Consider the following 20443-nt stretch of genomic DNA (forward strand, 5'->3'; position numbering starts at 1 on the left):
TGATCCTGCTCCGCTACGGCCTCTGGAAGCCGGCGTCCTGGAGGATCTTCTGCCCCTCGGGCGAGGACAGCCAGGCGACGAAGGCCGCGGCGGCCTCGGCGTTCTCCGAGTCCTTGAGCGCGGCGGCCGGGTACTGGGCGACCGCGTTCTGGGCGTCGGGGATGTCGACGGCGTCGACCTTGTCCTTCGCGCTCTCCGCGTCCGTCTTGTACACGAGGCCGGCGTCGGCCTCGCCGAGCTCGACCTTGCTCAGCACCGCGCGGACGTTCGGCTCCTGGGAGACCGGCTTCACGGTGATCTTCTGGGCGTCGAGGATCTGCTTGCTGTACTTGCCGGCCGGCGCCTCGGGCGCCGCGAGCACGACCTTGAGCGTGGTGTCGGCCAGGTCCTTCAGCTCGTCGACCTTGTGCGGGTTGCCCTCGCCGGTGGCGATGACGAGCCGGTTCCTCGCGATGACCGCCGGGGTGCCGGTGTCGGCCTTCACCTTCTCCATGCTCTTGGTGTCGGCGGTGACCAGGACGTCGGCGGGGGAGCCCTGGGACACCTGGGCGACGAGTTCCTGGGAGCCGGCGAAGGAGAAGGTGAGCTTCGTGCCGGGGTGGGACTTCTCGTACGCGGCACCGGCGGTCCTGAACGCGTCGGTGAGGGACGCGGCGGCGAGGACCGTCAGGTTCGCCGACGGCGCGGCGCTCGCGGAGCCGTCGGCGGGCGAACCGCCGGTGTCCCGCTTCGCGTCGCCGTTGCCGCAGGCGGCGAGCGGGACGAGGAGCGCCGCGGTGAGGGCGGCAGCGGCGGCACGGCGTCCGGTGACGGTGAGCGTGCGGGACATGACGTCTGAACTCCTTGGGGACGAACGGAAGTCGGTGGGAGACCGGCCGCGCCGACGGCCGGGATGATCCGGTTCTGCGTGAGGGGTCAGGTGCGGTCGATGTGCACGCTGGTCGACTTCACGCGGGCGGTGGCCTGCATGCCGACTTCCAGTCCCAGCTCCTCCACGGCCTCACGGGTGAGGAGGGAGACCAGCCGGTGCGGCCCGGCCTGGATCTCGACCTGGGCCGCGATGTCGCCGAGCTTGATCGCGGTGACGATGCCGGGGAACGCGTTGCGCGCCGAGGTGTACGAGGACGCCTCCTCGTCGTCCACCTGTGCGAGCTCCACGGAGAACGCGGCCAGCGACTTGCCGTCGATGACGCGCCGGCCGCTCTCGTCGCGGTGGGTCGCGACCCTGCCCGCGTCCGCCCAGCGCCGCGCCGTGTCGGGGCTGACGCCCAGCAGACGGGCGGCCTGCCCGATGGTGTAGGACTGCATATGCGACACCGTAGGCGGGATCCACTCTCATCTGCAACAAAGTCGTGGGACCCTCCATGGCGGATGAGAGGGGGCTGGTAGGAAAGGATGAGGGATGGTGCCCGGTGGTCTCGGTCCCCGGACGGTGTGCCTCCCGGGGGCCGGCAGGCGCCGATCCGGATCCCGGTGACGGCCCCCCGCACTCCAGGCCACCGGGCTCAGTAGACGTCGCGGACGTAGCGCTTCTCCGTCGCCATCTGCTTCACGTACGCGGCCGCCTCCTCGTCGCCCATCCGGCCGTGGCGGGCGACGACGTCCCGGAGGGCCTGGTCGACGTCCTTCGCCATGCGCGCCGCGTCGCCGCAGACATAGAAGTGCGCGCCGTCCCGGAGCCAGGACCACAGGGCGGAGCCGTGCTCGCGCATCCGGTCCTGGACGTAGACCTTGGCGCGCTGGTCGCGCGAGAAGGCGACGTCGAGCCGGTCGAGGTGGCCGGAGGCGACATGGGCCTCCAGGTCCTCGCGGTAGTAGAAGTCGGTGGCCTCGCGCTGCTCGCCGAAGAACAGCCAGTTGCGGCCGGTGTGGCCACGGGCCCGGCGGTCCTCGAGGAACCCGACGAACGGTGCCACGCCCGTACCCGGCCCGACCATGATCATCGGCGTGGCCGGGTCGGCCGGCGGGCGGAAGTGCGGGGAGCGCTGGACGAAGACCTGGACGGGGCCGTCGTCCGCGTGATCGGCGAGATGGGCGGAGCACACGCCGGTGCGGTCCCGGCCGCGGTCGTTCGTGTAGCGCACGACGGAGACGGTGAGCCGGACCTCGCTCGGGTGCGCGAACGGGCTGGAGGAGATCGAGTACAGGCGGGGCTGCAGCCGCTTCAGCACACCGGCCCAGTCGGCCGCGGAGGCGCGGACGGGGAAGGCGCCGAGCACATCGGCCGCCTGCAGACCCCAGCTCCACTTGGCGAGTTCGCCCTTGTTGCCCGGACGCAGCAGCCGCTTGAGCTCGTGGCTTCCGGTGCGGTCGGCCACGAACCCGAGCAGGTCCGGGGTGATACGGGTGATGTCGAGCCGGGTGCGCAGGGCCTCGGCCAGGGGGAGGGGTCCGTCCCCGAGGTCGACCGGCTCGTCGCGGTCGAGCCCGGTGAGGCCGAGCCACTCGGCGACGAGCTCGGTGCCGTGGGCCGGCCACACGCCGAGGGCGTCGCCCGCCTCGTACGCCAGCTCGCCGTGCCGGGTGTCGAACGCGAACTGCCGTACCTCCTTCTGCGAACCGGGCAGGCTGAGCAGCCGGTTGCCGATGAGGAGCGTCGGGAAGGGGGCGGCCTTCGTGTACGACACGGGCGCTACGGAGGCCGCCTTCCGTTCCGGAACGGGGGCCGCCAGGAGCGGGAGCAGCGCCGTCAGCCAGGCGTCCGAGCGTGCCTCGTGGTCGGGCTCGCAGTCGGTACGAGGATGCAGACGGGTGGCGCCCAGCTCGGCCAGGCGCTCGTCGACGCGGCGCCCGTGGCCGCAGAAGTCGTCGTAGCTGGAGTCCCCGAAGGCCAGGACGGAGTACCGCACACTGTCCAGGCGCGGCGCGTCGGCCGCGCTCAGCGCCTGCCAGAACGCGGTGCCGTTGTCGGGAGCGTCGCCGTCCCCGAACGTACTGGTCACGATGAGCGCGTCCGTCTCCCGGCCGAGCTCCGCCAGGTCGGCGCTCTCCATCGGGAGGAGCGTAGGGGCGTGCCCGGCCTCGGCGAGCCGGCCGGCCGCCGCGGCGGCGAACTCCTCGGCGGTACCGGTCTGGGAGGCCCAGAGGAGCACGAGGCGGCGGGCGGGAGCGGCCGGAGCCGGGGCCGGGCCCGACGGCTCCGGCCCGCCGGCGCGGGAGAACCTCCCGGCGAGCACGCCGTCGACCCAGAGCCCGTGCTCGGGCGAGAAGGGCGCGGAGGCCGGCAGCACAGGGACACGGCCGTCGGCGGGAGCGGCGCCGGACATACCGGTGAGAAACCCGGCGAGATAACGGCGCTCCGGCTCGGTGAACGGGGGAGGTACGAGGTCCGCGACGCCGAACAGGTCGGCGAGGGCGGGCGCGGCACCCCGGGGCTCCGCAGCCGCCGCGGCTTCCTGATCCGGGCGGGCGACCGGTACCGGAGCGGTCGTCCGAGCCAGCGTCACCGCGCACGCCTTGAACTCCGGCTGGAACGAGATCGGGTCGACGGCGTCGCTGGTGACGGCGTTGATGCCGAGGTACTCGCCGAAGAGGTCGTTCCAGTGGAACGGGGCGAAGCAGGTGCCCGGCAGGACCCGGTCGGTGACCACCGCGGGCAGCACGGCGCGGCCGCGGCGCGAGGCGATCTCCAGGTGGTTCCCGTCGGCGACGCCGAGCGCGGCGGCGTCCTCGGGATGGACCTCGACGAACGGTCCGGGGTCGAGCTTCGCCAGCTTGGCGACCTTCCCGGTCTTCGTCAACGTGTGCCACTGGTGCTGCAGACGCCCGGTGTTGAGGACGAACGGATAGTCGTCGTCGGGCAGTTCGGCCGCCGGCAGATGCGGACGGCCGAAGAACCGGGCGCGCCCGCTCGGCGTGGGGAAGGCGAGCCGGGGCCGGCTCCCGTCCTCCCGCACGAGCAGGCTCTGGCTCACGCCGTCGTTGAGGTACCGGATCGGGTTGCGGTCCGGGCCGTCCCCCGCCGGCGCGGGCCACTGCACGGGCGTGGCGCGCAGCCGCTCGTACGAGACACCGCGCAGATCCCAGCCGGTCTGGGGGTTCCACGCCTGCTTGAGCTCCTCGAAGACCTCCTCGGCGGAGCCGTACGTGAAGGCGTCGGCGAAGCCCATCGCGCAGGCGACCCGCGCGATCAACCGCCAGTCCGGCAGCGCCTGTCCGGGCGGGTCGACGACGCCCCGGACGAGGGTGAGGTTCCGCTCGGAGTTGACCGCCACGCCGTCGGACTCCGCCCACAGCGTGGCGGGCAGGAGGACGTCGGCGTACGCGTTGGTCTCGGTCTCCGTGAACACGTCCTGCGTGACGACGAGTTCGGCGGCCTCCAGGGCGGCGATGACGGTCCTGCGGTTGGCGACGGAGGCGACCGGGTTGGTGCAGATGATCCAGCACGCCTTGATGTCCCCGGCGGCCATCCGTTCGAACATCTCCACCGTCCCGCGCCCGACGTCCGTCCGCAGCGAGCCCTCGGGGATGCCCCACAGCCGCTCGACGAACGCCCGGTCCTCGTCGACGAGCACCGAGCGCTGCCCCGGCAGCCCGGGACCCATGTAGCCCATCTCCCGCCCGCCCATGGCGTTGGGCTGCCCGGTCAGCGAGAACGGCCCGGAGCCCGGGCGGCAGATCGCACCGGTCGCGAGGTGCAGGTTGACCAGGGCGTTGGTGTTCCAGGTCCCGTGGGTGGACTGGTTCAGCCCCATCGTCCAGCAGCTCATCCAGTTCCCGGCCGCACCGATCCACTGCGCGGCCTGCCGGACGGCGGCCTCGGGTATGCCGGTGATCTCGGCGACCTTCGCGGGCGGATAGTCGGCGAGGAAGGCGGGCATGGCCTCCCAGCCCTCCGTGAACGCGGCGATGAACTCCTCGTCCACGTCTGCGTTCTCGACGAGCAGATGCAGCAGCCCGTTGAGCAGCGCGAGATCCGTTCCCGGCCGGATCTGCAGGAAGAGATCGGCCTTGTCGGCCGTGGCGTTGCGCCGGGGGTCGACGACGATCAGCTTCGCCCCGGCCGACTTCACCCGGTCCATCATCCGCAGGAACAGGATCGGATGGCAGTCGGCCATGTTCGAGCCGATGACGAGGAAGACGTCGGCGTGGTCGAAGTCCTGGTACGAGCCGGGCGGCCCGTCCGCGCCCAGCGACAGCTTGTAGCCGGAACCGGCCGACGCCATGCACAGCCGGGAGTTGGACTCGATCCGGTTGGTCCGCACGAACCCCTTGGCCAGCTTGTTGGCCAGGTACTGCGCCTCCAGCGACATCTGCCCGGAGACGTAGAAGGACAGGGCGTCCGGCCCGTGCTCGTCCAGGATCGCGCGCAGCCGGGCCGCCACCTCGGCGACGGCGGCGTCGACGTCCGCCTCGACGGCCGCGCCGCCGCGTTCCGCCCGCACCAGCGCGGTACGGGCCCGCCCGGGGGCGGCCATCATGTCGGCGCTGGTGGACCCCTTCGTGCACAGCCGCCCGAAGTTCGCGGGATGGGCCTTGTCCCCCGAGGACTTCACGGCTCGCCGCAGTCCGGTCGCCGCGTTCCGCGCGATGTCGAGCACGATCCCGCAGCCCACCCCGCAGTACGAGCACACCGTCCGAACAGCCTCGACCTCCGACTCCGCCGACACCACCAGCACCTCTCCCCGTCGCCCCGATCCCACAGGACGACCCTAGAAGGACCCGGTTTCGGAGTGATCACACAGCCCCCGCACGCCCGGTTACACCGCACGCACGGCGACCGGCACGGCATCGTGAGGTCGGCGGACGCGGGGATCTTGATGCGACGGATACCCCCTACCCGTACACTGAGGGCATCCGGGTACTGCGGATGCCGATCGGGTGGGGAGGCCGTCGTGGAAGCGCGTCAGGAGACCGCCACGTGGCTGAGCCGTTGGGTGCTCGTCGTCGCGCTGCTCTCCGGGCTCGTGCTGGCGTACGGCCTCGGACACGTCTGTGAACGTGCTGCTCCGGCGCTCGCCGGCGGGCATACCGCGGCGATGTCCCACGAGGGACCCTCAGTCCACGACCACGCCTCGGCCCATGACCACGCTTCCGTTCTGCCGGTGGATCACAGGTCGGCCGGCGAACAAGGCCACCAGGCGACGCCGGCACCGCCCGAACCCCTCCACGGGGTGGGCATCGCCGTCGTGTGCCTCGCCCTGATCGGCGTCGGCGTCCCCCTGCTCCTCCTGGCGCGTGCGCCCCTCCGGCGGCTGCGCGTCCACGGGCCGGAGACCGTCGAACGGCTCGTGCACGAGTGCCGGGCGTTCTCGCCGCCCGGGTCCCTGCTGACACGTCTGTCCTTGCTGCGCATATAGGACGACCGGCCGCTCCTCGCCGCGAGCGGACGCCGTCTCCCGCATGCAGACTCACGACCACGTCAAGGGGTTTCACCGCCATGTCCCGACTTACTCGACGCGCCCTCATCGGCGCCGGAATCGCGGCCGCCGGTACCGGCCTGCTGACCGCCTGCTCCGACGCGACGCAGCACACGGGCCACTCCTCCGGCGGGAGCGGCACGTCGCCGACCGCCGACTTCCTCGGCCCGGACAGCAAGCAGATCGCCGCGACCGAGGCAGGGCGCAAGCCCGGCCCCGAGCGGAAGGTCAGGCTGACCGCCGTCGAGACACCGCTCGACCTCGGCGCCGGCCGCACCGTCCGCTCCTGGGCGTACGGGGACGAACTCCCCGGCAAGGAGGTCCGGCTGACCGCGGGCGACACCCTCGCCCTCACCCTCGCCAACAACCTTCCCGAAGCCACGAGCCTGCACTGGCACGGACTCGCGCTGCGCAACGACATGGACGGCGTGCCCGGCCTCACCCAGCGCGACATCAAGGCGGGCGGTTCCTTCGACTACCGCTTCGCCGTCACCCACCCCGGCACCTACTGGTTCCACCCGCACTCCGGCGTTCAGCAGGACCGTGGCCTGTACGCTCCGCTGATCGTCGAGGACCCCAAGGAGCCGCTGCAGTACGACAAGGAGTGGGTGATCGTCCTCGACGACTGGGTCGACGGAGTCGACGGCTCCACCCCGGACGCCGTGTTCGCGGAACTCGGCAAGGGCATGGGCGGGATGGAGCACGGCGGCTCCGGTGGGACGGACGGCCACGGCATGTCCCACACGTCCGTGACGACACGGACCGCGCCGTCCCCCGAGCCGAGCGGACCCTCGCGGATGCTGATGGGCGCGACCAGTGATCTGCTGGGCGGGGACGCCGGAGACGTCGGCTACCCGTACTACCTCGTCAACGGCCGCACACCGGAGAACCCGCAGACCTTCACCGCGAAGCCCGGCGACCGGATCAGGCTCCGGATCATCAACGCCGGCGGCGACACCGCCTTTCGGGTCGCGCTCGGCGGCCACGAACTGACCGTGACGCACACGGACGGCTTCCCCGTCACGCATGCCCGGGCGGACGCGCTGCTGCTCGGCATGGGGGAGCGCCTCGACGCCCTGGTCACCGTCAAGAGCGGGGCGTTCCCGCTGACCGCGCTCGCCGAGGGCAAGAACCGCACGGCGCTCGCCGTCCTGCGTACGAGTGGCGGGGCCGCGCCCACCGCGTCCGCGCGCCCGAAGGAGCTCGACGGCAAGGTGCTCCACGGCGGTCAGCTCAAGGCGGCGGAGTCGGTGCGCCTGGGATCACGCGAGCCGGACCGGACCATCGAGCTCGAACTCACCGGCTCGATGGACAAGTACGACTGGGCCGTCAACGGCAAGAAGTACGACCCCGCACAGGGATACGCGGTGCGCTCCGGTGAGCGCGTCCGGCTGTCCTTCGTGAACACCACGACGATGTGGCACCCCATGCACCTGCACGGGCACACGTACGCGCTCGCCGACGGCGGCGCACGCAAGGACACCTCGATCGTGCTGCCGGGCAAGCGGGTCGACGTGGACTTCGACGCGGACAACCCGGGGCTCTGGATGGTCCACTGCCACAACGTGTACCACGGCGAGTCCGGCATGATGACCGTCCTCGGCTACCTGAAGTAGCAGGACCGGGGCGGTCCGGCCAGGCCGGACCGCCCCGGGGTCGGGTGCCTCTCAGGCTTCGTGCCTCACGCCTCAGGGACGCAGCGGCCGTTCTCGATGCGGTACTTCCACTGCGCGCCGCCACGGACCAGCTCCTTCACGGCCGCGACGAACCGCTCGACGTGCTCGTCGGGCGTACCGGCCCCGAAGCTCACCCGGATCGCGTTCAGGGAGGGCTCACCGGGCCCGGCCTCCGGCGCCCCGCACTCACCGGCGTCCTGCGGGTCGCTGCCCAGCAGGATGCGCACCAGCGGGTGGGCGCAGAAGAGGCCGTCGCGGACGCCGATGCCGTACTCGGCGGAGAGCGCGGCGGCGAAGTGGGAGCTGTTCCAGCCCTCGACGACGAACGAGATGACCCCGACGCGGGGCGCGTCGTCGCCGAACAGCGAGAGCACCCTGACCTCCGGCACCTCGGCCAGACCCGCACGGACGGTGTCGATGAGGTGCTGCTCACGGGCGACGAGGGAGTCGAAGCCGGCCTCGGTGAGGGCCTTGCAGGCGGCGGCGATGGCGTAGACGCCGATGACGTTGGGCGAGCCGGCCTCATGACGGGCCGCGGTGGTGTGCCACTCGACCTGCAGCGCGCCGTCGGCACGCCGGGCCACCGTGCGCGACGCACCGCCACCGGCCAGGTACGGCTCCGCCACCTGCAGCCAGTCGGCCCGGCCGGCCAGGACGCCGGCGCCGAACGGCGCGTACAGTTTGTGGCCGGAGAACGCCACCCAGTCCACGTCCGACTCCCGCACGGAGACCGCGTGGTGGGGGGCCAGCTGCGCGGCGTCGAGGACGATCCGCGCGCCGTGCGCGTGCGCCGCGGCGGCGAGTTCGCGGACCGGCCACAGCTCACCGGTCACGTTCGACGCACCCGTCACGCAGACCAGGGCGGGGGCGTGGGGGCCTCCCCTGCTCGAGCGAAGCCGAGAGCCTGGGGACGGATTCCGGTCGGCCAGGGCACGTTCGACCGTCCGTATCGCCTCGTCGTGCGAGCGCGGTGCGTCGAGGTACGTGACCTGGGCGTCGTGCCAGGGCAGCAGGGAGGCGTGGTGCTCGGTCTCGAAGACGAACACCTGGCACTCCGCGGGGAGTACGGCGGCCAGCAGGTTGAGCGAGTCGGTGGTCGAGCGGGTGAAGACGACCTGGTCGCCGTCCCGGCAGTCCAGGAACTCCGCCACCGTGGCCCGGCTGTTCTCGAACAGGTCGGTGGACAACTGCGAGAGGTACCCGGCACCGCGGTGCACGCTGCCGTAGTACGGGGCGTACGCCGCCACGTCGTCCCACACCCGCTGCAGCGCCGGGGCACTGGCCGCGTAGTCCAGCGCCGCGTACGCCACCTCTCCGCCCGTGACGAGCGGAACGGTCACGTCCCGGCCGAGGACGGGCAGCGGCAGACTACAACGGGGCTCGTCGTTCTCGGCGGCCGCCTCGGCGGTCTCGGTGGTCTCGGTGGTGTGAGCGCGCACGGACATGTCGGGTTCTCCCAGCAGGTAGGCGGAATGGTGATGAGTGCCCGTACGGTGGCGGGCTGCCGCCTCGCCGATGGGGGTTGCGTCGACGTGCGGCGGAACGTCAAGGAGTCAAGGCGTCAGCGCCGCGACCGCCGCGTCGGCCGGCGATTCCGTGCCCGGCCGTGCCGCCGCCGTGCCGCACGCGTCGCAGCCGTACCGGTCGACCGTCGGGCGGGTCCGGGCGCCACGTGCCGACGGCAGCAGCAGAGCCGTGGCCGCCGCATAGCCCGGCGGAGCCGCCAGGGTGGTCAGGGCGTAGGGGGCCGGCTGGGGATCGGCGCCGCCGAAGTCGGGCCCCGGGCCGATGTCGACCGTGCTCGGCGGAACCCCGGACCCCGTTCCCACGCTCTTGAGATACGCGCCCTTGCGGACCAGGCAGTGCAGCAGGGCCTGTTCGCGCAGGTCCTCGGGCAGGCGTCGGACGGCCGCCCGCTCGGCCGGGTGGAGCCGGCCCGCCACGTCCGGGGTGATCCGGTCCGGCGTCCCGAGGTCGATGCCCACCGGCGTGGCGGCGAGGGCGAGCACCACCGTGTTGCGCCGCCTGGACACGGAGAAGTGCAGGTCGGCCGTGACGCCGACGACGGGCCTGCCGTGCCGTCCCTGACACAGCGGGCAGGGCGCGCGGAGCAGCGGTACCGAACGGGGCCGGACATCGAGGCAGGCGCCGAGGACGAGGCGCAGCGCCACCCGGCCCACGAGGTAGGCGTTGCCGGCCTCCTGAGAGGGCGCGGCTTCCACGCGGCGGCGTTCCGGGACGTCCAACGTGTTGTGGAGGCGTCGCGCGGCCTGCACGGTGGCGGGTGAGGTGTGCAGCGTCCAGACGTCGGTGTGCCCGCGGGGCGGACGGTAGCCCCGGGGTGGCAGGGGGAGGTCGGGGACACGCGGGTGTCCGGGCCACGCTGTCATGCGGGCGCCCCCTCGTGGGGCACGGCCGGCACCGTCGGCCGGAAGCCGCGCAGCCGGAGGCTGTTGCCGACCACGAAGACCGACGAGCAGGCCATCGCCGCGCCGGCGATCATCGGGTTGAGCAGTCCCGCCGCGGCGAGCGGCAGCGCCGCCACGTTGTAGGCGAAGGCCCAGAAGAGGTTCGACCTGATGGTGCTCAGCGTCTTGCGGGCCAGCCGGATCGCGTCCACCGCGGCGTACAGGTCGCCCCTGACCAGGGTCAGGTCCGAGGCCTGGATGGCGGCGTCGGTGCCCGAGCCCATCGCGAGACCGAGATCGGCCTGGGCCAGGGCGGCCGCGTCGTTGACGCCGTCGCCCACCATCGCGACCGAACGGCCCTCGTACTGGAGCCGCTTGACGAGTTCGGCCTTGTCCTCGGGCAGCACGTCGGCGACGACCTCGTCGATACCCACCTCCGCGGCCACGGACTCGGCGACGGCCCGGTTGTCGCCGGTGAGCAGGACCGGCCGCAGACCCAGGGCCCGGAGTCGCGCGATGGCGTCCCGGCTGGTGCGCCGGACTTCGTCGGCGACCTCGAGCACGGCCCGCGCCGTACCGTCCCAGGCGACCGCGACGGCCGTGTGGCCCGTCGTCTCGGCGTCCTGGGCGGCGCGCGCCAGTTCCGCGGGCAGGGCGATGCCGCGTTCCGCGAGCAGCGACGGGCGCCCCACGAGGACGAGCCGGCCGTCGACCACGCCCTGGGCGCCGAGTCCCGGCAGGGCCTTGAACGCGTCGGCTGTCGGCAGCCCGCTCACCCGTGCCGCGGCGGCGGAGGACACCGCCCGGGCGACGGGATGTTCCGAGGCGTGCTCCACCGCCCCCGCGAGCCTCAGCACCTCGGTCTCGTCCTGGCCCTCGGCCGTGCGGACGGAGCGCAGGGCCATGGCGCCGGTGGTCACCGTGCCGGTCTTGTCGAGGACGACGGTGTCGATGCCGTCCGTGGACTCCAGCGCTTCGGGGCCCTTGACGAGGATCCCGAGCTGGGCGCCGCGGCCGGTGCCGACCAGCAGCGCCGTGGGGGTGGCCAGGCCGAGGGCGCAGGGGCAGGCGATGATGAGGACGGCCACGGCGGCCGTGAAGGCCGCGGTGAGTTCGGCGCCGCCTGCGAGCCAGAAGACCAGCGTGCCGAGGGCCAGTGCGATCACCACCGGGACGAAGACCGCGGAGACCCGGTCCGCGAGTCGCTGCGCGGCCGCCTTGCCGCTCTGCGCGGCCTCCACGAGTGCGGCGATCTGGGCCAGCCGGGTGTCCGCCCCGACCCGGGTCGCCTCGACGACGAGACGTCCGCCGGCGTTGAGCGTGGCCCCGGTGACATGGTCGCCGGTGGTGACCTCCACCGGCACCGATTCGCCGGTGAGCATGGACGCGTCGACCGTCGAGGCGCCCTCGACGACCACCCCGTCGGTGGCGATCTTCTCGCCGGGACGCACGAGGAAGCGGTCCCCGACGACGAGGCGGTCCGTCGCGATCAGTTCCTCGCGGCCGTCGCGCAGTACCGTGACGTCCTTGGCGCCCAGATGCAGCAGGGCCTGCAGCGCGGCCCCCGCCCGGCGCTTGGACAGTGCCTCGACGTAGCGGCCGGCCAGGATGAACGCGGTGACGCCGGCGGCCGCTTCGAGATAGATGTTCCCGGAGCCGTCGGTGTGGGAGACGGTCAGGGAGAAGCCGTGTGTCATCCCCGGGGAGCCCGCGGTGCCGAAGACCAGCGCCCACAGCGACCACAGGAAGGCGGCGCCGGTGCCCATCGAGACCAGCGTGTCCATGCTCGCCCCGCCGTGCCGGGCGTTGACCACGGCGGCCCGGTGGAACGGCCAGGCCGCGTAGGTGACCACCGGGACGGTGAGGGCGAGCGAGAGCCACTGCCAGTACGTGAACTGCCAGGCCGGGACCATGGCCAGCACGATCACCGGGGTGGCCAGTACCAGGGCGGTGATCAGGCGTAGGCGGAGCGGCCGCAGCTCGTCCGGGGCCGGGTGGTCGTCGCTGACCGGCTCGGGGGGCTTCGGTAAGGCGGCGGTGAAGCCCAGGGACTCCACGGCGGCGACGAGTTCGTCCACCGCGAGGGCCGGCGACGTGATGTGCGCCTTCCCGGTCGCGTAGTTGACGGCCGCCTCGACGCCGTCGAGCCGGTTCAGCGTCCGTTCGATACGGGCGGCGCAGGAGGCGCAGGTCATGCCGCCGATGGCCAGTTCGATCGGGTCCGCTCCGTGGACGGACGTGCTCATCGAGAGTCTCCTCTTCACGACCTCGGGGACCGGCGGTCCGAGCCGCCGGTCGGTTCTGTCCTCGGCCCGGGTGCGTGGGTCGCCGTACGTCAGCCGACGGACGACAGATGGAAGCGGAGCAGCAGCCAGACCGCGGTGGAGAGCAGCACCAGTGCTACGACGACGAAGGTCCAGCCTGGAATCCGCATCGGCGGACCTCCTGTGCACGCGGCAGTTGTGGGGACATGCCGGGCCGCTCCTTCCTCGCTGCGGTCGATGAGCCTCGTGCCCCCACGCTAGGCCCGGCACCTACAGCGGACCGGCAAGGGCAGTGCAACAGAGCGTTCAGTTTTCCCCACGTACCGCATCTGGACCGGGCGGCCAAAATCCGTACAGAGCGCTAGTGTTCGATCCGAACCGCGCGGTACACAGCACGTTTCATCTGCAGAGGGGACTGGGGGACGTCAATGCAGATCTTGGTGGCTGAGGACGACGAGCACGTGGCCGAGGCCCTTGCCGACGCACTCCGGCAGCACGGCCACACGGCCTTGTGCGTCGGCGACGGCGGCCGCGTGGCGCAGGCGGCCGAACAGGCCGACTTCGTCCTCCTCGATCTGAACCTGCCGGGCCTGGACGGCTACGAGGTGTGCCGCCGCATCCGGGCCGCGTCGACGGTGCCGATCATCGTGGTGACCGCGCGCTCGGAGGAGATCGACCGCGTGATGCTGCTGCAGGCGGGCGCGGACGACTATGTCGTCAAGCCCTACGGCCTGCGCGAACTCCTGGCCCGTATCGAAGCGGTGATGCGGCGCAGCACCTCCGCCCCCGCGACGCCGGCCCCGCCCGCGGAGGCACCCGGATCGGTGCTGGCGGTCGGGACGCTCACGATCGACACACGGGCCCGGAAGGCGACCGTGGAGGGCCGGCCGCTGGAGCTCACCGCCAAGGAGTTCGATCTCCTGGCCCTGCTGGCGGCCGACCACGGCGCGGTGCTGAAACGTGAGCGGATCATCCAGGAGGTCTGGGACGAGAACTGGTACGGCTCGACCCGGACGCTCGACGTCCACGTCGGCTCCCTGCGCGCCAAGCTGGGCGACAAACGCTGGGTGGAGACGGTGCGCGGCGTCGGTTTCCGGCTGACCGACCCCCTCGGCTGAAGGCGGCCGCGTGCGCAAGAAGTTACTGCTCACCTATCTCTCGCTCACCGTCGTCATCCTGCTCATGCTGGAGATCCCGCTCGCGCTCAGCTACTCCCTGAACGCCTACCACCATCTGGCGACCATGCGGACACGCGACGGCGAGGACCTGGCCAAGGAGGCGGCCAGAGTGAGCGAGGGAGAGATCACGGCCCGTCAGTTCGAGGAGCGGATCCGCACCTTCGACCGACAGCACCAGACCGTCGTCGTCCTCATCGACCCGAGCGGGCGGGTCGCCGCGGCGTCCCGCACCGACGTCACCGCCGCCGCGGCAGCGCTCGACTCCGCCATGGCCGCGGCGCTGCGCGGGAAGAGCACCCGGCCCGAGCGCTACTCGAGCTACACCTTGTACCCGGGCGAGGTGGTCGTGGCGGAGCCGGTCACCCGGGGCGAGAAGGTCGTCGCCGCGCTGGGCCTGGTGGCCTCCACGGCGGCGATCCAGGACGCCATCGACAGCCACACCCTCGTCCTGCTGGCCGTGGCCGTCCTCGCGCTGACCGCGGTCGCCCTGGCCGGAGTACCGCTGACCCGCTGGCTGCTGCGGCCGATCCGGCAACTGGAGAAGACGGCCCAGGCCATCACCGAGGGCGCGTACGAGGAACGGGTCCGCTGCGCGCAGGGGCCGCCGGAGATCCGCGGCATGGCGGAGGTGTTCAACCGGATGGCCGACCGGCTGGTCACCCTGCTGGAGACCCAGCGGGCCTTCGTGGCCGACGCCTCCCACCAGATGCGCAACCCGCTGACGGCGCTGCGGCTGCGCGTCGAGAGCCTGGAGTCCGGGGTGCGGCCCGAGGCCGGGAAGCAGCTCCAGCAGGCCATCGCGGAGGTCGAACGGCTGTCGACCCTGCTCGACCAGCTGCTGCGGCTGGCGCGGGCCGAGGGCCCCGGTCAGGCCGTCGCGCCCGTCGAGGTGCGGACCGTGGTGGCGGGGCGTCTGCTCGCCTGGGAGGAGGCGGCCTCGCGCAAGGGCGTACGGCTGCTCGCCCCCGACACCGAAGGCCCCGTGTCGGCCAGCGTCCCCGGCCACCTCGAGCAGATCCTCGACGTGCTCATCGACAACGCCCTGCACGTCTCGGGCCCGGGAACCGTCATCGAGATACGCCATGAGATCGAGGGTCGGCGGGCACGGATCCGGGTGATCGACCAGGGGCCGGGCATGTCGGAGGAGGACTGCGGTCGTGCCCTCGACCGGTTCTGGCGCGGCGAGGAAGCGGCCAGACGAGAGGGCTCGGGCCTGGGCCTTGCCATCGCAGGCACCCTGGCCCAGGTCAACAACGGCTCCCTGCGCCTGCTGCCGGTGTCGCCCCACGGCATCGAGGGCACGGTGACGCTGCCGCTGTGTCCGCGCAGCCGGCACGGCGCGGGGGACCCGGCGGCCCTCCCCGTCTGCCCGCGGAAGGAGCGGGTCTGACACGCCCGCACTTGCCGGGCTCTTGTCCTCCGCCTGACATTCCGCTGCCTGATGGCTGACTTACCCGCTCCTACAGTCGGATTCGTTCGAACAGAAACCGAATCCGATACCTGGGGGAGTACGGGATGACAGCGGACACCGCTGAGTTCACCGAGTTCCAGCTCGAACGATACTCACGGCAGCTGCGGGACGGTGGCTTCGGCCTGGAGGGTCAGCGCCGGCTGCGGGACGCGCACGTCGTGATCTCCCGCGGCGGCGGCGTCGGCGGCACGGTCGCCGCCCAGCTGGCCATGGCCGGCGTGGGCCGGCTGACCGTGGCGCACGGCGGCGACGTGGTGCCGGAGTTCCTGAACCGGTGGCTGCTCGCCTCGCCGGACGACCTCGGCCGGCCCTGCGCCGACGCCTTCGCCGACACGCTGCGCCGGATCAACCCCGACGCCGAGATCACGACGATCCCCGAGTACGTCAGCCCGGACAACGTGCGCTCCATCGTCTCGGACGCCACCCTGATCGCCGACGGCGCGCCGCTCTTCGAGGAGCGCTACGCCCTCAACCAGGCCGCCGTCGACCTCCGCATCCCGCTGGTGTCCGGCGCCATGTACGACACCGAGGGCTACATCACCACCGTCGTACCCGGCCGCACGCCCTGCCTGGCCTGCATCTACCCGGAGAAGCCCCCGTACTGGACGGACATCAAGGTGTTCCCGGTCATGGGCCCCGCCCCCGGCCTCGTGGGCAGCGTCATGGCCATGGAGGCGATCAAGCTGATCACCGGCTTCGCCGAGCCGCTGGAGTCGAAGCTCATGTTCTTCGACCTGCGGACCAACATGACGCGACTGCTCAACATCGCCCGCCGCCCGGACTGTGCGGTCTGCGGCGCGCTGGACACCGACACCCTCTGAAGGAGCGCCCCATGGCCAAGCTCTTCATACCGACCATCATGCGCCAGCACGTGGAGCAGCGGTCGACGCTCGATATGCCCGGAGCCACCCTCGCCGAGGTCTTCGCGAACCTGGTGAGCAGCTACCCCGGCGTCCGGAGCCTGCTGCACGACGCCGACGGGCGGCTGCGCCCGCACATCAACGTCTTCCTCAACGGCGACGACATCCGCGGCCTCGACGGCGAGAAGACGCCCGTCGACGCCCGCGACGAGGTCCACGTCATCCCCGCCATGGCCGGAGGCTCGAGATAGCCGGGGCCGCCCGCCGGACGCTCGCCCTGGCCGCCGCCGCACTGGCGACGGCCCTGGTCGTGACCGGATGCGGGCAGGCGGACGCCGGCGGCGGACACCACGACACGACCGTGACGGTCTTCGCGGCGGCCTCGCTGACCGGAGTGCTCGAGGACGCGAAGGACGAGTTCGCGAAGTCCCATCCGGGGATGGAGATCCGCCTCAACCTGGGCAGCTCCTCGACCCTGTTGACCCAGCTGCGCAACGGCGCGCCCGGAGACGTCTTCGCCTCGGCCGACGAACGGACCATGCAGGACGCGGCGAAGGCCGGTCTGACCGACGGAGAGCCCCGGGTCTTCGCCCGGAACACGCTCAGCCTGCTGGTGCGCAAGGGCAACCCCGACAAGATCAAGGGGCTGAACGACCTGAGCCGGCCGGATCTGACGGTATCCCTGTGCGGACCGCAGGTACCCGTCGGGCGCTACGCCCGGCAGGCCCTCGCGAAGGCCGGTGTGAGGGCCTCCGACGGCGGCCAGGAGCTGGACGTCAAGCAGGTCGTGAGCCGGGTGACCATGGGCGAGGCCGACGTCGGCATCGTCTACAGGACGGACGCCCTGGCCGCGAAGGGCAAGGCCGACGGGATCGCGATCCCGGACGCCCAGAACGTCGAAGCCCGGTACCCGGTGGGCGTCCTGAAGGGCGGCAACACCGAAGGCGCCCGGATGTTCACGGACTTCCTCCTGTCGGAGGACGGCCGGCGGATCCTCACGGACCACGGGTTCCTGGCTCCGCAGTGACGACCGCACGCACATGTACGACCGAGCACCGGCACGAATCGGATCATCGCGGGGGAAGGCTGCCATGGCGACGGCACTGAAGACGGCACCGGCACCGCCCCCGCACGATTCCCCCCAGCCACCGCGGGCGCGCCGCTCGCGGTGGCCGGCGGTGCTGGTCGGGGTGTTCGGCGGGCTCGGCATCATGCTGTTCGCCGCGCCGCTCGCGTCCCTGCTGCTGCGGGTGCCGTGGGCGGACGCGGGGACGCTGCTCTGGTCGGCGGAGACCCGTACGGCACTGACCGTCTCGCTGGTGTGCTCGCTGAGCGCCACGGTCCTGTGCCTGGTGCTCGGGGTGCCGGTCGCCTGGATCCTGGTCCGCACCGACCTTCCGGGCCGGTCGTTCCTGAGAGCGATCACCACCCTTCCGGTGGTGCTGCCGCCCGTCGTGGGCGGTGTGGCGCTGCTGCTCGCCTTCGGACGCGAAGGGGTCTTCGGGCAGTTCCTCGACGAGTACTTCGGCATCCGGCTGGCCTTCTCCACCCAGGGCGTGATCCTCGCGGAGACGTTCGTCGCCATGCCCTTCCTGGTCCTGACGGTGTGCGGGGCCCTGCAGTCCGCCGACCGGGGCACGGAGGAGGCCGCCCGGACGCTCGGCGCGCGGCCCTGGACGGTCTTCTGGCGGATCACCCTGCCCCAGATCCGGCCGTCCCTCGTGTCCGGTGCCGTGCTCTGCTGGGCCCGCGCCCTCGGGGAGTTCGGGGCCACGATCACCTTCGCGGGAAACCTGCCCGGCAGCACCCAGACCCTGCCGCTCGCGGTGTACGTGGCGCTGGAACGCAGTCCGGACGCCGCGGTGATGCTCAGCCTGCTGCTCATGGCCGTCTCCCTGAGCATCCTGATCGGCCTTCGCAAGCAGTGGGCGGGTGGCCTGTGACCCCCTTCCGGCATCACCTTCGAACAGCGGTGGAGAGCGGTCCCGGCGGCCGAAACGAGCGGAAGGGCGGGCGATGAGCCTCCAGGCCGAGATACGGGTGTCCAACGGCGCCTTCGCACTCGACGTCGACCTCGAGGTCGCCGAGGGGGAGACGGTGGCCGTGCTCGGCCCGAACGGCGCCGGCAAGAGCACCCTGCTGCGTGGACTGTCCGGACTCCTCCGGCTCGACGCGGGCCGACTCGCCCTGGGCGGACGGGTCCTGGACGAGCCGGCCACCCGGACGTTCGTCCCGCCGGAGTGCCGCCCGGTCGGCGTCGTCTTCCAGGACCTGCGCCTCTTCCCGCAGATGAGCGCCGTCGACAACGTCGCCTTCGGCCTGCGCCGACGGGGCCTGTCCCGCGCGGAGTCGCGCTTCCGGGCGACGCGCTGGCTCGAGCGGCTGGGTCTGGCCGACCGGGCCGACGCCCGCCCCCGGGCCCTGTCCGGCGGGCAGGCCCAGCGCGTCGCCATGGCCCGCGCCCTGGCGATCTGCCCCGAACTGCTGCTGCTCGACGAGCCGTTGTCCGCTCTGGACGTCGGGATGCGCGCCGACATGCGCCGGGACCTGCAGCGGGCGCTGGCCTCGTTCCCGGGCGTCCGCATCGTGGTGACCCACGATCCCACGGAGGCGTTCACCCTCGCCGACCGGCTGGTCATCATCGAGGACGGCCGCGTCGTGCAGACCGGCACACCGGCCGAGGTCACCGCCCGTCCGCGCTCGCACTACGTGGCGCGCTTCGTCGGCGTCAATCTGCTGCGCGGCTGGGCCGACGGCTCCGAGCTGACCGTGGAGGGCGGCTGCACCCTGCGCATCCCCGACACGGAGCACGGCGAGGTGTGGGCCGGTATCCGACCCCGGGCCGTAGCCGTGCACAAGGAACGTCCGAGCGGTTCTCCGCGCAACGCGTGGCGCTGCCGGCTCGAGAGCCTCGACGTCGAGCGGGACGTCCTGCGGCTCGCGCTCGCGGGGAAGCCCGACATCGTCGCCGAGGTCACCGCGGCGGCGTTCGCCGAACTGGAACTCCGCCCGGGTGACGAGGTGTGGGCGTCGGTGAAGGCCACCGAGATCGAGGTGTTCCCGGCATGACCGAGGCACCGAAGCCGACCGGGAGCCGGGCCGCCATGGAGGTCTTCTGGGTCTTCCTGCGGATCGGCGCGCTGTCCTTCGGCGGCCCGCCGGCCATGATGGCACTGGTCCACAGCGAGATCGTGCTCGGCCGGAAGTGGCTGGAGGAACGGGAGTTCCTCGACCTCGTCGGCATGGTGAACATCCTGCCCGGCCCGAACGCGGTCGAGGCGGCCATGTACGTCGGCGAGAAACGCGCCGGACGGGCGGGCTTCGTGCTCGGCGGCATCGCGTTCCTCCTCCCCGGCGCCCTGCTCGCCGCGGTCCTCGGCGCCCTGTACGTGCGCTACGGGACCACGCCGGCCGCGGAGGGGCTGCTGTACGGCATCAAGCCGGCCGTCATCGCCGTGACCGGCTGGATGGTGGTACGCCTCGCCAAGAGCTCGCGACCCCGCCCCCGTCGCCTCACCCTGATCGTCGCGGTCGCCCTCGCGTACGCCCTCGGCGTGGACGAGACGCTGCTGCTCGCCTGCGCGGGCGCGGTCGCCCTCGCCGTCTGGTGGTGGCGCACCCGGGCGGAGCGGACGGCCGAGCGGCCGAAGACCCTCGGGCTGGTGCTCGCGGTGCCCGCAGGGCAGCACGTCGACCTCCCCGCGCTGGCCGGGGCCTTCCTGAAGGCGGGAGCCCTGCTGTTCGGCGGCGGCGCCGTGCTCCTCGCCCTGCTCCGCGGCGAACTCGTCGTCGACCGCGGCTGGATCACCGAGACCCAGCTGCTCGACGCGATCACCATCGGCCAGGTGACCCCCGGCCCCGTGCTCAACACGGCCACGTTCCTCGGCTACACGCTGGGCGGCCCGCTGGGCGCGCTGGTGGTCTCGGTCGCCGTGGTCCTGCCGTCGTTCCTGCTGATGACGGCCTGCGGCCCGATCCTCCGCTTCATCCGCCGGCACGCCTGGAGCCGCGCCGTCCTGGACGGGGTGACCCTGGGTTCCATCGGCGTACTCGCCGGTGTGATGGTCGAGTTCATCCGCAACGGCATCGTCGACCCGCTCACCGCGGCCGTCGCCGCCGGCGCCGCGCTGGTGCTCTGGCGGCGCCCGAAATCCGCGCTCGCTCTCGTCGGAGCCGGCGCGGTCATAGGTCTGCTCCACCTGCTCGTTCCGCACATCCCCTGAAGGA

At 72.3% G+C, this 20443-nt stretch carries 16 protein-coding genes; 10 read left to right on the plus strand and 6 right to left on the minus strand.

The window, feature by feature from the left end:
* Positions 1–13: 13 nt before the first annotated feature.
* The 3 genes from modA (ABZO31_RS29845) to ABZO31_RS29855 all read right to left on the minus strand — a co-directional run bounded on the left by modA (ABZO31_RS29845) (position 14) and on the right by ABZO31_RS29855 (position 5618).
* A complete protein-coding gene (gene modA / locus ABZO31_RS29845; protein WP_406864428.1) occupies positions 14–829 on the minus strand; it encodes a molybdate ABC transporter substrate-binding protein in 816 nt (271 codons plus the stop codon).
* Positions 830–915: 86 nt separating this feature from the next.
* Positions 916–1308: a TOBE domain-containing protein gene (locus ABZO31_RS29850; RefSeq protein ID WP_406864429.1), complete on the minus strand. Its 393-nt coding sequence runs from the start codon at positions 1306–1308 to the stop codon at positions 916–918.
* A 197-nt stretch (positions 1309–1505) separates the two neighbouring features.
* Positions 1506–5618: a molybdopterin-dependent oxidoreductase gene (locus ABZO31_RS29855; RefSeq protein WP_406865526.1), complete on the minus strand. Its 4113-nt coding sequence runs from the start codon at positions 5616–5618 to the stop codon at positions 1506–1508.
* 216 nt (positions 5619–5834) lie between these two features.
* Between ABZO31_RS29855 and ABZO31_RS29860 the strand changes: the two genes are divergently transcribed.
* Positions 5835–6299 (plus strand): hypothetical protein, encoded by a 465-nt coding sequence (locus ABZO31_RS29860; protein ID WP_406864430.1) that lies wholly within the window; start codon positions 5835–5837, stop codon positions 6297–6299.
* A gap of 80 nt (positions 6300–6379) precedes the next feature.
* Positions 6380–7975, plus strand: a complete 1596-nt coding sequence (locus ABZO31_RS29865) for a multicopper oxidase family protein (protein WP_406864431.1) — start codon at positions 6380–6382, stop codon at positions 7973–7975.
* A 65-nt stretch (positions 7976–8040) separates the two neighbouring features.
* On the opposite strand, the gene ABZO31_RS29870 is transcribed toward ABZO31_RS29865, so the two are convergent.
* The 3 genes from ABZO31_RS29870 to ABZO31_RS29880 form a co-directional block, all read right to left on the minus strand.
* Positions 8041–9480, minus strand: a complete 1440-nt coding sequence (locus ABZO31_RS29870) for an aminotransferase class V-fold PLP-dependent enzyme (RefSeq protein ID WP_406864432.1) — start codon at positions 9478–9480, stop codon at positions 8041–8043.
* A 108-nt stretch (positions 9481–9588) separates the two neighbouring features.
* On the minus strand, positions 9589–10425 hold the full coding sequence (locus ABZO31_RS29875) for a 4'-phosphopantetheinyl transferase family protein (RefSeq protein ID WP_406864433.1): 837 nt from the start codon (positions 10423–10425) through the stop codon (positions 9589–9591).
* Complete coding sequence (locus ABZO31_RS29880) at positions 10422–12689, minus strand: heavy metal translocating P-type ATPase (protein WP_406864434.1); 2268 nt, start codon at positions 12687–12689, stop codon at positions 10422–10424. The genes ABZO31_RS29875 and ABZO31_RS29880 overlap by 4 nt, the downstream gene beginning before the upstream one ends.
* Before the next feature lie 458 nt (positions 12690–13147).
* On the opposite strand from ABZO31_RS29880, the gene ABZO31_RS29885 reads away from it, so the two are divergent.
* The 8 genes from ABZO31_RS29885 to chrA all read left to right on the plus strand — a co-directional run bounded on the left by ABZO31_RS29885 (position 13148) and on the right by chrA (position 20439).
* Positions 13148–13825, plus strand: coding sequence for a response regulator transcription factor (locus tag ABZO31_RS29885; RefSeq protein WP_406864435.1), 678 nt, complete (start codon positions 13148–13150; stop codon positions 13823–13825).
* Positions 13826–13835: 10 nt separating this feature from the next.
* The gene (locus ABZO31_RS29890) at positions 13836–15275 is read left to right on the plus strand and encodes a sensor histidine kinase (protein ID WP_406864436.1); all 1440 of its coding nucleotides are present in this window, start codon (positions 13836–13838) and stop codon (positions 15273–15275) included.
* A gap of 125 nt (positions 15276–15400) precedes the next feature.
* Complete coding sequence (locus ABZO31_RS29895; protein ID WP_406864437.1) at positions 15401–16177, plus strand: HesA/MoeB/ThiF family protein; 777 nt, start codon at positions 15401–15403, stop codon at positions 16175–16177.
* Positions 16178–16188: 11 nt separating this feature from the next.
* Entirely contained in the window at positions 16189–16467 is a 279-nt protein-coding gene (locus tag ABZO31_RS29900; RefSeq protein ID WP_406864438.1) for a ubiquitin-like small modifier protein 1, read from the plus strand.
* Positions 16468–16526: 59 nt separating this feature from the next.
* A complete protein-coding gene (gene modA, locus ABZO31_RS29905; RefSeq protein WP_406864439.1) occupies positions 16527–17243 on the plus strand; it encodes a molybdate ABC transporter substrate-binding protein in 717 nt (238 codons plus the stop codon).
* 64 nt (positions 17244–17307) lie between these two features.
* On the plus strand, positions 17308–18159 hold the full coding sequence (locus ABZO31_RS29910) for an ABC transporter permease (protein ID WP_406864440.1): 852 nt from the start codon (positions 17308–17310) through the stop codon (positions 18157–18159).
* A gap of 73 nt (positions 18160–18232) precedes the next feature.
* Complete coding sequence (locus tag ABZO31_RS29915) at positions 18233–19285, plus strand: sulfate/molybdate ABC transporter ATP-binding protein (protein ID WP_406864441.1); 1053 nt, start codon at positions 18233–18235, stop codon at positions 19283–19285.
* Positions 19282–20439, plus strand: a complete 1158-nt coding sequence (chrA, locus tag ABZO31_RS29920) for a chromate efflux transporter (RefSeq protein WP_406864442.1) — start codon at positions 19282–19284, stop codon at positions 20437–20439. The genes ABZO31_RS29915 and chrA overlap by 4 nt, the downstream gene beginning before the upstream one ends.
* Positions 20440–20443: the final 4 nt, after the last annotated feature.

It is taken from the genome of Streptomyces solicamelliae, assembly GCF_045348655.1.
GTDB classification, from domain to species: domain Bacteria; phylum Actinomycetota; class Actinomycetes; order Streptomycetales; family Streptomycetaceae; genus Streptomyces; species Streptomyces solicamelliae.